Origin of the sequence: Streptomyces sp. NPDC090083 (assembly GCF_044747445.1) — a bacterium.
Lineage (GTDB): Bacteria > Actinomycetota > Actinomycetes > Streptomycetales > Streptomycetaceae > Streptomyces.
Window position 1 is genome coordinate 538,147 of sequence record NZ_JBIVED010000002.1, and the last position, 12,706, is coordinate 550,852.

The 12,706-nt window shown below is 71.5% G+C and carries 12 protein-coding genes; 4 read left to right on the forward strand and 8 right to left on the reverse strand.

Features of this window, described 5'->3' with window-relative positions; all coding sequences use genetic code 11:
* Positions 1 to 237: 237 nt before the first annotated feature.
* Entirely contained in the window at positions 238 to 1,458 is a 1,221-nt protein-coding gene (locus tag ACIPTO_RS08210; protein ID WP_401190200.1) for an acetyl-CoA C-acetyltransferase, read from the reverse strand.
* 180 nt (positions 1,459 to 1,638) lie between these two features.
* Complete coding sequence (locus tag ACIPTO_RS08215; protein WP_366316549.1) at positions 1,639 to 2,676, reverse strand: SGNH/GDSL hydrolase family protein; 1,038 nt, start codon at positions 2,674 to 2,676, stop codon at positions 1,639 to 1,641.
* A gap of 230 nt (positions 2,677 to 2,906) precedes the next feature.
* On the opposite strand from ACIPTO_RS08215, the gene ACIPTO_RS08220 reads away from it, so the two are divergent.
* Positions 2,907 to 4,298 (forward strand): cystathionine beta-synthase, encoded by a 1,392-nt coding sequence (locus ACIPTO_RS08220; protein WP_366316547.1) that lies wholly within the window; start codon positions 2,907 to 2,909, stop codon positions 4,296 to 4,298.
* A 364-nt stretch (positions 4,299 to 4,662) separates the two neighbouring features.
* Here ACIPTO_RS08220 and ACIPTO_RS08225 read toward each other — a convergent pair whose 3' ends face one another.
* The 6 genes from ACIPTO_RS08225 to ACIPTO_RS08250 form a co-directional block, all read right to left on the reverse strand.
* A complete protein-coding gene (locus ACIPTO_RS08225; protein WP_366317114.1) occupies positions 4,663 to 5,091 on the reverse strand; it encodes a hypothetical protein in 429 nt (142 codons plus the stop codon).
* Positions 5,092 to 5,105: 14 nt separating this feature from the next.
* Positions 5,106 to 5,849, reverse strand: a complete 744-nt coding sequence (locus tag ACIPTO_RS08230; protein WP_401190201.1) for a carbonic anhydrase — start codon at positions 5,847 to 5,849, stop codon at positions 5,106 to 5,108.
* Between the two features lie 109 nt (positions 5,850 to 5,958).
* Positions 5,959 to 6,894 carry an ABC transporter substrate-binding protein gene (locus ACIPTO_RS08235; RefSeq protein ID WP_366316543.1) on the reverse strand — a complete coding sequence of 312 codons (936 nt, stop codon included), beginning with the start codon at positions 6,892 to 6,894 and terminating at the stop codon, positions 5,959 to 5,961.
* 134 nt (positions 6,895 to 7,028) lie between these two features.
* A complete protein-coding gene (locus tag ACIPTO_RS08240; protein ID WP_366316541.1) occupies positions 7,029 to 7,700 on the reverse strand; it encodes an ABC transporter permease in 672 nt (223 codons plus the stop codon).
* Positions 7,700 to 8,341 carry an ABC transporter permease gene (locus ACIPTO_RS08245; RefSeq protein WP_366316539.1) on the reverse strand — a complete coding sequence of 214 codons (642 nt, stop codon included), beginning with the start codon at positions 8,339 to 8,341 and terminating at the stop codon, positions 7,700 to 7,702. Before ACIPTO_RS08245 ends, ACIPTO_RS08240 begins: the two co-directional genes overlap by 1 nt.
* Positions 8,338 to 9,372, reverse strand: coding sequence for an ATP-binding cassette domain-containing protein (locus tag ACIPTO_RS08250; protein ID WP_366316537.1), 1,035 nt, complete (start codon positions 9,370 to 9,372; stop codon positions 8,338 to 8,340). The genes ACIPTO_RS08245 and ACIPTO_RS08250 overlap by 4 nt, the downstream gene beginning before the upstream one ends.
* 142 nt (positions 9,373 to 9,514) lie before the next feature.
* Between ACIPTO_RS08250 and ACIPTO_RS08255 the strand changes: the two genes are divergently transcribed.
* The 3 genes from ACIPTO_RS08255 (at position 9,515) to ACIPTO_RS08265 (ending at position 12,702) form a co-directional block, all read left to right on the forward strand.
* Complete coding sequence (locus tag ACIPTO_RS08255; RefSeq protein WP_366316535.1) at positions 9,515 to 11,059, forward strand: aromatic amino acid ammonia-lyase; 1,545 nt, start codon at positions 9,515 to 9,517, stop codon at positions 11,057 to 11,059.
* Positions 11,056 to 11,964 carry a MurR/RpiR family transcriptional regulator gene (locus ACIPTO_RS08260; protein ID WP_366316533.1) on the forward strand — a complete coding sequence of 303 codons (909 nt, stop codon included), beginning with the start codon at positions 11,056 to 11,058 and terminating at the stop codon, positions 11,962 to 11,964. Before ACIPTO_RS08255 ends, ACIPTO_RS08260 begins: the two co-directional genes overlap by 4 nt.
* A gap of 144 nt (positions 11,965 to 12,108) precedes the next feature.
* The gene (locus tag ACIPTO_RS08265; protein WP_401190202.1) at positions 12,109 to 12,702 is read left to right on the forward strand and encodes a hypothetical protein; all 594 of its coding nucleotides are present in this window, start codon (positions 12,109 to 12,111) and stop codon (positions 12,700 to 12,702) included.
* Positions 12,703 to 12,706: the final 4 nt, after the last annotated feature.

A 12,706-nucleotide genomic window follows, 5' to 3' on the forward strand; every position in this document is an offset into this window, starting at 1 on the left:
TACATCAGCTTGAAGGGCGGACTAACCAGCTGTCAGTGCGTAACGTCACGAAACGGGCAGGACTTTGGGCCCGATGTTTGGTGGTGAAACGGTCCTGACCTGCGGAAATCCCTCTTCGAAGGGAGATAGGTCACATCCTGGGGGAGATTGGATCACAAATCGGCCCAGAACCCGGGCGGTTGCGGGGTTCCGGGCCGAAGGGTGACGCAAAGTTCCCGCGCGGCTACGGGGAGTTGACTAGCTGAGGCGCTCGATGACCATCGCCATGCCCTGGCCGCCGCCGACGCACATCGTCTCCAGACCGAATTGCTTGTCGTGGAACTGGAGGGAGTTGATCAGCGTGCCGGTGATGCGGGCGCCGGTCATGCCGAAGGGGTGGCCGACGGCGATCGCGCCGCCGTTCACGTTCAGCTTCTCCAGCGGGATGCTCAGGTCGCGGTAGGACGGGATCACCTGGGCGGCGAACGCCTCGTTGATCTCGAACAGGTCGATGTCGTCGACGGTGAGACCGGCGCGGCCCAGCGCCTGCTTGGACGCCTCGACCGGGCCGAGGCCCATGATCTCGGGGGAGAGGCCGGAGACGCCGGTCGACACGATCCGCGCCAGCGGGGTCAGGCCCAGCTCGCGGGCCTTGGTGTCGCTCATGATGACGACCGCGGCGGCGCCGTCGTTCAGCGGGCAGCAGTTGCCGGCGGTGACCAGGCCGTCGGGGCGGAACACCGGCTTGAGGCCGGAGACGCCCTCCAGGGTGACGCCCGCGCGCGGCCCGTCGTCCTTGCTGACGACCGTGCCGTCGGGCAGCGTGACCGGGGTGATCTCGCGCTCCCAGAAGCCGTTCTTGATGGCTTCCTCGGCGAGGTTCTGCGAGCGGACGCCGAACTCGTCCATGTCCTGGCGGGTGACGCCCTTGATCCGGGCCAGGTTCTCCGCGGTCTGGCCCATCGCGATGTACGGGTCGGGGAGCAGGCCGTCCTCGCGCGGGTCGTGCCAGGTGGAGCCCTCGGACGCGGCGGTGGCCGCGGTGCGGGCCTGCGCCTCGGCGAAGATCGGGTTGGTGGTGTCCGGGAGGCCGTCCGAGCTGCCCTTGGCGTACCGGGAGACCATCTCGACGCCGGCCGAGATGAAGACGTCGCCCTCGCCGGCCTTGATGGCGTGCAGGGCCATGCGGCTGGTCTGCAGGGACGAGGAACAGTAACGGGTGATCGTGCAGCCGGGCAGGTGGTCCATGCCCATCTGCACGGCGACGATCCGGCCGAGGTTGTAGCCCTGCTCGCCGCCGGGGAGGCCGCAGCCGAGCATCAGGTCCTCGATGAGCTTCGGGTCCAGCTCGGGGATCTTCGCGAGGGCGGCCTGGATGATCGTGGCGGTGAGGTCGTCGGGGCGCAGGTCCTTGAGGGAGCCCTTGACGGCGCGGCCGATGGGGGAGCGGGCGGTCGAGACGATGACGGCTTCGGGCATCACGGCTCCATTGGCGTTCGTACGGGGACTTGGCACGGCTTTCTTGGAAGTTACCCGCACGTATGGCGCAGGTCACGGGAACCACGGTGTGACCCTGACCGCAATTGTCTAAGCGCTTGCTTGGGCCCCCGGACCCCCATCGGCCGGAACGGGCTCGTCCTCACCCGCCCCCGCGCGCCCTCACACGCCGGACGGGCTGGACGGAGCCGTGTCCGGCTCCGGCACCCTCCGCCTCTTCCGGCGCTTCAGCAGGGCCCATGGACCCCGGGGACCCGTCGGCATCGCTGCCGTGACCTCCGTGCCCGGTTCCGAGGCCGCCTCCGCGGCGGCCCGTGCCACCGGCAGGAAGCCCTCGCGGCGGGACGCGTCCGGACGGTCCTCGTCGGCCGGCCAGAGGCCCAGCGCGGCGCAGACGGTCGGGAGGACCGCCATGGCCGCCGTGGCGTACCCCTCCGCCGAGGGGTGGAAGTTGTCCGGGCCGAACAGCTCGCGCGGGTTCGCCGCGAACTCGGGGCCCAGCAGGTCGCCCAGCGACACCGTGCGCCCGCCCTGCTCGACCGTGCCGATCGTCTGGGCCGCCGCCAGCTGTCTGGACGCCCGGCGGGCCAGCCAGCGCAGGGGCTGCTGGACCTGCTCCACCGTCCCGAGGTCGGGACAGGTGCCGACGACGACCTCGGCACCGGCCGTGCGCAGCCGCCGTACCGTCGCCGACAGATGGCGTACCGAGCGGGTCGGGTGCATGCGGTGGGTGACGTCGTTCGCGCCGATCATGATCACGCAGACGTCCGGCACCCGGGTGGAGTCCGCGAGGGCCAGCGCCACCTGGCGGTCCAGGTCGTCGGACTGGGCGCCGGGAAGCGCCACGTTGTGCAGCTCGACCGGGCGCTCCGCGACCGCCGCGAGACCCGAGGCGAGCAGCGCGCCCGGGGTCTGCGCCGCCCGGTGCACGCCCTGTCCCGCCGCCGTGGAGTCGCCGAGCATGGTCAGGCGCAGGGGAGGTTCACCCGGAGTGTCGTAGGAACGGCCGTACCGGCCGTCGGCGCTGGGCACATGGTTGCTGCCCGGGCCATGGCCGTTGCCCACATGCCGCTTCACGAACCGGACCTCCGCCAGCACCAGCCCGACGGCCGCCGCGCCCACCAGCCCGACCCCGCCACCGCCGTACGCTGCACCGGCCGCGATCCGCCGGGCCACCCGCGCCCTCGACATCCTCGTCATACCTCGCCGCCACCTCCTCTGAGCCGTCATCCACTCCTTGCCCCGAACAGCACGTCGCCCAATCTCAACAGCCGGTGAACGTGGATTCCGGGCCGTAGGGCCTGCCCGGCGGATCACGCCGCGGACGCGGGGTCCGGCCCCCGGGATCTGCTGCGACCCGACCCGCCGGACAGGCCCTAGGCTGGCGGAACCAGTCACGACCACTTCTTTTGCAGCAACCGGAGACAACGGTGCAATTCCACGACTCGATGATCAGCCTCGTCGGCAACACCCCGCTGCTGAGGCTCAACAGCGTGACCGCGGGCATCCAGGCGACCGTTCTGGCCAAGGTGGAGTACTTCAACCCCGGCGGTTCCGTGAAGGACCGCATCGCGCTGCGCATGATCGAGGCGGCCGAGAAGAGCGGGGAGCTTCAGCCCGGCGGCACCATCGTCGAGCCGACCAGCGGCAACACCGGTGTCGGCCTCGCCATCGTCGCCCAGCAGAAGGGGTACCACTGCATCTTCGTGTGCCCCGACAAGGTGTCCACCGACAAGATCAACGTGCTGCGCGCCTACGGCGCCGAGGTGGTCGTGTGCCCCACCGCCGTGGACCCCGAGCACCCGGACTCGTACTACAACGTCTCCGACCGGCTGGTCCGTGAGACGCCGGGTGCCTGGAAGCCGGACCAGTACTCCAACCCGAACAACCCGCTCTCCCACTACCACTCGACCGGCCCCGAGCTGTGGGAGCAGACCGAGGGCAGGATCACCCACTTCGTCGCGGGTGTCGGCACCGGCGGGACCATCTCCGGCACCGGGCGCTACCTCAAGGACGCCAGCGACGGCCGGGTCCAGGTCGTCGGCGCCGACCCCGAGGGCTCCGTGTACTCCGGCGGCTCCGGGCGGCCGTACCTCGTCGAGGGCGTCGGTGAGGACTTCTGGCCGACCGCCTACGACCGGACCGTCGCGGACGAGATCGTCCCCGTGTCCGACAAGGACTCCTTCCAGATGACCCGCCGGCTGGCCAAGGAGGAGGGCCTGCTCGTCGGCGGCTCCTGCGGCATGGCCGTCGTGGCCGCGCTGCGCGTCGCCGAGCGGCTCGGCCCGGACGACGTCGTGGTCGTCCTCCTGCCCGACAGCGGCCGCGGGTACCTCTCGAAGATCTTCAACGACGAGTGGATGGCCGACTACGGCTTCCTGGAGGACGAGGGCCCCAGCGCCCGCGTCGCCGACGTCCTGAACGACAAGGTGCACGGCGCCATCCCGTCCCTCGTGCACATGCACCCGGACGAGAGCGTCGGCGAGGCCATCGAGGTGCTGCGCGAGTACGGCGTCTCGCAGATGCCGATCGTGAAGCCGGGCGCCGGTCACCCCGACGTCATGGCGGCCGAGGTCGTCGGCTCGGTCGTCGAACGGGAGCTGCTGGACGCCCTGTTCACCCAGCGCGCCTCCCTGAGCGACCCGCTGGAGAAGCACATGTCGGCCCCGCTGCCGCAGGTCGGCTCCGGCGAACCGGTGGGCGACCTGATGTCCGTCCTGGGCTCCGCCGACGCGGCCATCGTCCTGGTCGAGGGCAAGCCCACCGGTGTCATCAGCCGGCAGGACCTGCTGTCCTTCCTCGCCAAGGGCGGCAAGCAGTAGCGAACGTCCGGTGAACGGGCCGTGTCGACGGCGACTTTGCGGTCGTCCACCGAAACTGCGGACTTCGCGGAAGTGGTACGAGGGCGTCACGTCCACGCAGCACACGCTTAACACGCGTCGTGCAGATTAGTGGGTGTCGGCAGGGCGGGAGCGGCTCCCCGCCTCGCCGGCACAGAAACGGCGTCACGGACATCCGGAGCGGCTCCCGGACCTCCACCGACGCCCAGGACGCGCAAGCCCGGCCCTGACCCGGCCCGCGTCCCTCGCGGGGACCGCCGTCGTCCCGCCCTCCCGGCAACGGGGGGTGCGGCGGTCCCCGCGCATAGCCTTTCCCGGCTCCTGGCCCCCCGGCCCCCGGGTCTTCTCAGTCCTCCCAGTCGCCGTCCTGGGACGACTTGCGCCGCCGTCCCCCGAAGAGCCCCGGATTGGACCGCGCGGCCTGGACGGCGTTCACGCCGACGATCCCGACCCAGGCCACCAGCAGGCCTGGCAGGTGGGCGATGCCCCCGCCGATCGCGGAGAGCGGGATCGCCAGGACCATCGAGACGATGCCGAAGCCGAAGCGCTCACCCCAGGAGTCGGTGCCCTGGGGCGAACGGGAGCCGCGGGCGACCACCATCTGCTGCTCGGCCAGCTGCCGGCGCACCCGGCGCTCCACGGCGCCGTCGATGCGCTGGTCGACCTTCTCCAGGAAGGAGTCGACCAGTGCCGACTCGTACTCGTCGCCGAGTTCCCTGCGTGCCTGCAGGGTGGCGTTGAGTTCCTTCTTGAGTTCGACGTCGTGCGCGTCCATTCCCGTCATGCGACTCAGGCTAGGGAGCCGTCGCCCCCGCTGCACTGGGGATAGCCCCCCTGTTGTCCGTCGGGTTCACCGGGAGCGCGCAGCAGGGAGACGAGGCCCGTGCCGAGGTCCAGGCGGGCGGCGACGACGTGCGCGGAGGCGAAGGCGGGGTCGGCGCGGATCGCGTCCCGCACCCAGGCCGTCTGGGCGGTCATCGTGTGCTCGGCCCAGTCGCCGGGCAGCGCGCGGGTGCGGCGCGCGGCCGGAGCGATCTCGTCGACCAGGAGTGCGAGATGGCCGGGGACGGGGGCGCCGGTCTCCAGGTGTGCGAGGGTCGCCGCGACCGCGCCGCAGCGCTCGTGGCCGAGCACCAGCACCAGGGGGACGCGCAGTTCCTCGACGCCGTACTGGATGGAGGCGAGGACGGCCTCGTCCAGGACCTCGCCCGCTGTCCTGGTGCACAGCAGGTCGCCGAGGTCCTGGTCGAAGACCAGCTCGGGCGGCAGCCGGGAGTCGACGCAGCCGACGACCACCGCGAACGGGTGCGGTGCCGGGTGCGGTGCCGGGTGCGGTGCGGCGGCCGGTCGGCGGCTCCGGCCGGGGTGGCGGGAACGGTCGGTGGCGAAGCGGCGGTTGCCGTCCAGGAGTTCGGCGAGCGCGTCGTGGGCGGTGGTCGGGCGAGGGAGCGGATCGGCGGCGGCGGTCGCGGGAGCGGTGGCCGGCGCGCCGGCTGCGGTGGCCGTCAGAAGGGCGCTGCGGTGGGAGGCCATGCGGTTCCTCGGGTGGTGAGCGGTTCATCACCCTACGCATGCAGGCAATCACTCAGAGTGTTCGTTTAATGACACTTGGCTGATTCCGCGTCAGATCATCGACCGCTCATTACTTGGTGATGCCGTGCTGTTCGGCATACGTGTTCGCCACGTCCTCCGGGTCCTTCTTGTCCTTGTCCACCTGGCGGTTCAGCTCGGTGAGCTGGGCGGTGGTGAGGATGTTGCCCAGCCGGGCGAGCGCCTTGCGGACGGTGGGGTCGGCCACCCGGTCGGCGATGAGCGGCACGATGTGCTGACTGGGGATCAGCGTCCTGGGGTCGGTCAGGACGACCCAGTCGTTGGCCTTGATGTCGGTGTCGGTGGTGAACAGGTTCGCCACGTCCACATCGCCCTTCTTCAGCGCGCCCTTGACCAACGGCCCGTCCGAATCGAGGGACTTGAACTCCTTGAACTCCACGCCGTAGACCGACTTCAGTCCTACGACACCCACCTGGCGGGTCTTCACCTCGGCGGAGGCGCCCAGGGTCAGCTTGCCGTTGTGCCGGGCGAGGTCGGCCAGCGAGGTCAGCCCGTACTTCCGGGCGGTCGCGCGGGTGACGGCGAAGCAGTCCGCGTCCTCGGCGATGCCGTAGGGGAGGACCTGGAGGCCGGAGGGGAGGGCGAGGGTGAGGGCGTTCTGCATCGCGCCCGCCTCCGCGACCTTCGACTTCGGCTGGAGGTAGGTGAGCAGGGAGCCCTGGTACTCGGGGAGGAGGTCGATGTCGCCGCTCTTGAGGGCGGGGAAGACGATCTCGCGGGTGCCGAGGTTGGGGCGGACCTTGACCTTCACGCCGGCCGCTTCGAGGGCGGCGGCGTAGAGGTAGCCGAGGACCTGGTTCTCGGTGAAGTTGGCGGTGCCGATGGTCACGCCGTTCTTGCTGGAGGCGTTGCCACCGCCCGCCGAGCCCCCGCCGTCGAGCGAGGTGACACCGCTGGAGCAGGCGGACAGGACGGGCACGGCGACGGCCGTTCCGGCGAGGGCGCCGAGGAGGGTGCGACGGTTCATTTTCGGGTTCCTTCGGGTTCGGCGCGCCTCGAAGGGGCGCGGGGCCCTGCTGATGTGCGGCTACCGCCGCGTGGGCGCGACCAGCCACGACGAGGCCGCAGACGAGGGGCGACGGCACGGTACGGACGGCACGGTCAGCGAAGCGCCGCCGTGCGGTGGCGGAAGAGGAAGCGCTGGAGGGCGGACAGGCCGAGGTCCAGCACGATGGCGACGACGGCCACCAGCACGGCACCGCCCAGCACCTGCACGAGATCCCGCTGGGCGAGCCCGTCGAAGACGTACCGGCCCAGCCCGCCGAACGACACGTACGCGGCGATCGTGGCGGTGGCCACCACCTGGATGAGCGCGAGCCGCAGGCCGGTCATGATCAGCGGGAGCGCGAGGGGCAACTCGACCTGGAACAGCACCTGGTGGCCGCGCATGCCCTGGCCGCGTGCCGCGTCCTTCACATCGGGGTCCACCGCGGTCATGCCGGCGTAGGTGTTGGTGACGATGGACGGCACCGCGAGGGCGACCAGCGCGATGTACACCGGCCACATCGACAGACCGCTGGCGAGGAAGACGAGGACGACCAGGCCGACGGTCGGCAGGGCGCGGCCGAAGGAGGCGAGGTTGATCGCGACGAAGGCCCCCTTGCCGGTGTGGCCGATCAGCAGACCGAGCGGGAGGCCGATCGCGGCCGCGATGAGGGTCGCGAGCAGCGAGTACTGGAGGTGTTCGGCGAGGCGGTGCGCGATGCCGTCCGTGCCGGCCCACTGGGAGCCGCTGGTCAGCCACTCGGCGAGGTTCTTGAAGAGTTCGTACATCAGGCTCGCCGCCTCTTCCAGGGGGTCAGCACGTACTGGAGGGCGACCAGCAGGGCGTCCGCCACCACGGCCAGGAGCAGGGTCAGGACGACGCCGACGACGACCGGTGTCGGGAAGTCGCGCTGGAAGCCGTCGGTGAAGAGCTGGCCGAGGCCGCCGTCGCCGATGTAGGTCGCGACCGAGACGAGCGAGATCGACATGACGGTGGCGATCCGGACCCCGGCCATGATCACCGGGAGCGCGAGGGGGAGTTCGACGGTGAGGAGCGTGCGCAGGGGGCGCGTGCCCATCGCCTTCGCGGCCTCCTTCGTCTTCGCGGGGACCGAGTCGAGGCCCTCGACGGTGTTCCGCAGCAGCACGACCAGCGTGTAGACCGTCAGGCCGATGACCGTGGTCGTACGGGTGAGACCGCTGATCGGGAGCAGCAGCACGAAGATCGCGATCGACGGGATCGTGAAGAGGACGTTCGACAGGCCGAGCAGGAAGCCCCGGAGCGGGCGGACCCGGTGCGCCACGACGGCGAGCGGGAGCGAGATCAGCAGGCCGAGGAGGACGGCGGTCAGCGCGGCCTGGAGGTGCGAGAACGTGAGGCTGGTCAGGTCGTCGGTGTGGTCGCCTATCCACGACCAGTCGATCGTCATGCCGCGATCCTCGCGTCGGCGTGCGCCCGGCCCGCGTGTGTGTGGATGTCGTCGCGGGACGAGACGCCGGTGAGGACGCCGGCCGCGTCGACGCGGACGATCAGGCCGTTCGGGGAGGCGACGGACTCGTTGAGCGCCGCGAGCAGCGAGTCGTCGTCCGTCAGGGGCCGTACGGGAATCTCGGCGTCCTTCGCGGCCCAGTGGAGGGGCTTGCGCGCCTCGTCGAGGACGAGGGTCCAGGTGCCGCCCTCGGGGGCCGGGCCCTGCGGGACCTCGGAGAGGGTGGTCAGGGAGAGCAGTTTGAGGCCGCGTTCGGCGCCGAGGAAGTCGGCCACGAAGTCGTCGGCCGGGCGGGCGAGGAGTTCGGCGGGGGCCGCGCACTGGACGAGGTGACCGCCGGTGCGGAAGATCGCGATCTTGTCGCCGAGCCGTACGGCCTCGTCGATGTCGTGCGTGACGAAGACGATGGTCTTGTTCAACTCCTTCTGCAGGCGCAGCAGTTCGTCCTGGAGCTGGGTGCGGACCACCGGGTCGACGGCGCCGAAGGGCTCGTCCATCAGGAGCACGGGCGGGTCGGCGGCGAGTGCGCGGGCCACGCCGACGCGCTGCTGCTGGCCGCCGGAGAGCTGGTGGGGGTAGCGCTTCCCGGCGTCGGCGGCGAGGCCGACGGTCTCCAGGAGTTCGGCGGCGCGGGCGCGGGCCTTCTTCCTGCCGTGCCCGAGCAGGAGCGGCACGGTGGCGATGTTGTCGAGGACCGTGCGGTGCGGGAAGAGCCCCGACTGCTGGATGACGTATCCGATGGAGCGGCGCAGTTCGGCCGCGTCCTGCCGGGTGACGTCCTTGCCGCCGACCTTGATGACGCCCGAGGTCGGGTCGATCATCCGGTTGATCATCCGAAGAGTGGTCGTCTTGCCGCAACCGGAGGAACCGACCAGTACGGTGACCCCGCCTTCCGGCATCTCCAGGGAGAGGTCGTGAACTGCTGTCGTGCCGTTGGGGAAGCGTTTGTGGACCGCGTCGAACTGGATCATGAGTTGTCCCTTGCCCGGCTGTATAACGTCATGCAGAGTTCTCGGTGTTTGAATAGTTTGTCAATGTCTCCGCGTTAATCCGAGGTAACGGATGACCGGCAGGCAAGATCGAGTGTCCGGTTTGAGGGGAGTTTGGGGCTATATGTCGTCTCGGATCGTGGACACCACTGATGCGATGGTGTCCGGGGGCTCCGACCTCGTCGTCCTCGACGGAGTCGGCTTCGGCGTCACCGACGTGGTGCGCCTCGCCGACGGGAACGCCCGGCCGGTCCCCGGGACCGACGCGATGAAGCGCGCGACCGAGTCCTGGGACGCGGCCCGCCAGATCGCCGCCACCGGCCGCGTCTACGGCCGCTCGACCGGCGTCGGCGCCAACCGGAACGAGGACGTGCCCACCGAGGCCGCGGCGGAGCACGGCCTGCGCCTGCTGCGCAGCCACGCCGGCGCCATCGGCGACGAACTCCCCGCCCGGGAGGTCCGGGCGATGCTCGCGGTCCGCGCGAACCAGCTGCTCGCGGGGGGCGCCGGGCTGCGGCCCACGGTCGTCACCGCGCTGTGCGAGGCGCTGGAGAGCGGCGTGTACCCGGTCGTCAACGAGTTCGGGTCGGTGGGCACGGGGGACATCGCGGCGCTGGCCCAGGTGGGACTGGCGCTCGTGGGCGAGCATCCCTGGCGGGGAGTCTCCACCTCACGCGCCGCTCCCCTGGAGGGAGTTCCCGAACCCCAGCCCCTCGACAACAACGACGCGCTCGCGCTCATCAGCAGCAACGCCCTCACCCTCGGCCAATCCGCGCTCGCGCTGCACGAGTTGAGAGGGCTGATCGGCGCCACGCAGGTCGTCGGAGCGCTCTCGCTGCTCGCCGTGGACGGGTCGCACGAGCCGTACGCCGCACCGGTGCACGCCGCCCGGCCGCATCGCGGGTCGACCGAAGTCGCCCGGCGGATGCGGGAGTTGATCGGTGCCGCCGACCGGCCCACCCCTCCGCTCGGGCGCATCCAGGACCCGTACGCCTTCCGGTGCCTGCCGCAGATCCACGGGCCCGCGCACGACGCGGCGGACGCGCTGGAGGCGGTGCTCGCCATCGAGATCAACGCCGCCGCCGAGAACCCCTTCATCTCCGCCGAGGACATGACCGCCTACCACCACGGCGGCTTCTACCAGGCCCAACTCGTCCTCGCCCTGGACCACTTCAGGCTCGCCCTCACCCAGGTCGCCCGGCTGTCCACGTCCCGGCTCTCCTCGCTGAACGAGCCCGCGTTCACCCGCCTCAAGCCGTTCCTCGCCGACAACGAGGCGGCCTCCTCGGGCGTGATGATCCTGGAGTACGCCGCCGCTGCCGCCCTCGGTGATCTGCGGTCCTTCTCCGCTCCCGCCTCGCTCGGGCACGCTGTACTCTCCCGGGGCGTCGAGGAACAGGCCAGCTTCGCCTCGCTCGCCGCACGTCAGACACTGCGCGCCTGCCGCGCGTACCGTCTCGTCGTGGGCTGCGAACTCGTCGCCGCCGTCCGGGCGTTGCGCCAGCGCGGGCTGCGGCCCGATCCGGAACTCCCGGTCGGCCGCGCGCTGGAGCTGGCCGAGTCGGTGCTCGACGACGAGACGGCGGACCGGCCGCTCACGGACGATGTGACGACGGCGGCGGGACTGCTGGACCGGTTCACCGAGATCTGGAGGGGGAGCACGGCATGAGCGTGGGCAGGAGTGGGGACGGGACCGCGGAGGTGAGCGCGGACCCGTCCGCGGACAGGAGTGTGGGTGTGACCGACAGCCCGGCCGCACGGCTGCAGACGCTCTTCGAGGGGCACCGGCTCACGCCGACCCAGCGGCGCATCGCGCACAGCATGGTGCGCCGCGCCGCCGACGTGCCGTTCCTCTCCAGCGTCGAACTCGCCGAACTCGCCGGCGTCAGCCAGCCCTCCGTGACCCGCTTCGCGGTCGCCCTCGGCTTCGACGGCTACCCGGCGCTGCGCAGACACCTCCGCGAGGTCGCGCCCGCCGAGTCGGCCCCGGACACCGCGTCGTACAACGAGTACCAGCAGGCCGTCGAGGCCGAGATCGAGAACCTCAGGCATCTCGCCGAGATACTGGCCGACCCCCGGCCGGTCGCCAAGGCGGGCCGCCTGCTCGCCGCCTCCCGCCCGCTGCCCGTCCTCGGCCTGCGCGCGGCGGCCTCCCAGGCCTACGGCTTCTCGTACTTCGCCGCGAAGGTCCATCCGGACGTACGGCTGCTCAACGAGGGCGGCACGATGATCCACGACCGGATCGACGCCGCCGTCCGGGCCGGCGCCACCGCCCTGCTGTGCTTCGCGCTGCCCCGGCATCCGCGCGAGGTCGTGGACACGCTGGCGTACGCACGGGAGGCGGGCCTGACCGTCGTCACCGTCGCCGACTCCGCGTTCGCCCCCGTCGCCAAGGTCTCCGACCTGCTGATCCCGGCCGCCGTCGGCACCGGCCTCGCCTTCGACACGGCGTGCGCGCCGATGCTGCTCGGCCGGGTCCTGCTGGAGGCGATGTGCGACGACCTGCCGGACGCGCAGGCGAGGCTGGAGGAGTTCGACGCGCGGGCGGCGGCGCGGGGGCTGTTCGTGGAGTGACCCGGGCGGCGGCGACCGGCGGAAGGAGGCGGCGCGTGGAGCGGCCCGGCCCGTTCCGGCCGGTGCCTTCTCAGACTCGTCTCACGTTCGCTCACTAGTCTCCCCGCCGGACGGAACTGTGCCGGGACGACCAGGAGGCGGGACGTGGCACGCGGAGACCGGAGAGTCCAGGGGCTGGCCCGAGTGGCCGTCGTCGTACGGGCCGGGGCCGCCCCGATGTGGTGGTTCGGGGTGCTGGCGGCGGGCGTCGGAGTGCTGCCGCCCGGCATCACCGGGCGGCGGATCGGGGTGATGGCCGGGGCCGCGCTGTTCATCGTCGCGGCGGCCGCGGTGTCGTACACGCGCCGCGGGCGCTACACCGCGCTGGCCCGCGGTGCCGCCCGGGCCGGGAAGCACGATGTGCTCCAGGACCGCGCGGTCAGCACACGGAACTGGCGCCGCGCGCACCGCTGGTGGCTCGTCCTCGCCTTCGCGCTCGCCCTGGCCGCTTCCTTCGCCGTACCGGCCGCGGGCGGCATGCTGCTCGCCGGTGCCGGTACCGGGCTGCGTCTGAAGGCCGCCTGGCTCGGCCGCCGCGAGCGCGCCGACGACGCGCTGCTCTGGATCCGCGTCGACTGGCTCGACAAGCGCCACGGTGCCCCGGCGGGCAAGCCGGTCAAGGGCTACCGCTCCACCGGCATCGCCGCCGGCGACGCGACCCCGGGCGGGGCGCGCCGCCGCAGCGACGTCTTCGCGTAGGGCG

Coding starts and splice junctions, on each gene's coding strand:
- ACIPTO_RS08210 (WP_401190200.1), bottom strand. CDS start 1,458: ATGCCCGAAGCCGTCATCGTCTCGACCGCCCGCTCCCCCATCGGCCGC.
- ACIPTO_RS08215 (WP_366316549.1), bottom strand. CDS start 2,676: ATGACGAGGATGTCGAGGGCGCGGGTGGCCCGGCGGATCGCGGCCGGT.
- ACIPTO_RS08225 (WP_366317114.1), bottom strand. CDS start 5,091: ATGGACGCGCACGACGTCGAACTCAAGAAGGAACTCAACGCCACCCTG.
- ACIPTO_RS08230 (WP_401190201.1), bottom strand. CDS start 5,849: ATGGCCTCCCACCGCAGCGCCCTTCTGACGGCCACCGCAGCCGGCGCG.
- ACIPTO_RS08235 (WP_366316543.1), bottom strand. CDS start 6,894: ATGAACCGTCGCACCCTCCTCGGCGCCCTCGCCGGAACGGCCGTCGCC.
- ACIPTO_RS08240 (WP_366316541.1), bottom strand. CDS start 7,700: ATGTACGAACTCTTCAAGAACCTCGCCGAGTGGCTGACCAGCGGCTCC.
- ACIPTO_RS08245 (WP_366316539.1), bottom strand. CDS start 8,341: ATGACGATCGACTGGTCGTGGATAGGCGACCACACCGACGACCTGACC.
- ACIPTO_RS08250 (WP_366316537.1), bottom strand. CDS start 9,372: ATGATCCAGTTCGACGCGGTCCACAAACGCTTCCCCAACGGCACGACA.
- ACIPTO_RS08255 (WP_366316535.1), top strand. CDS start 9,515: ATGTCGTCTCGGATCGTGGACACCACTGATGCGATGGTGTCCGGGGGC.
- ACIPTO_RS08260 (WP_366316533.1), top strand. CDS start 11,056: ATGAGCGTGGGCAGGAGTGGGGACGGGACCGCGGAGGTGAGCGCGGAC.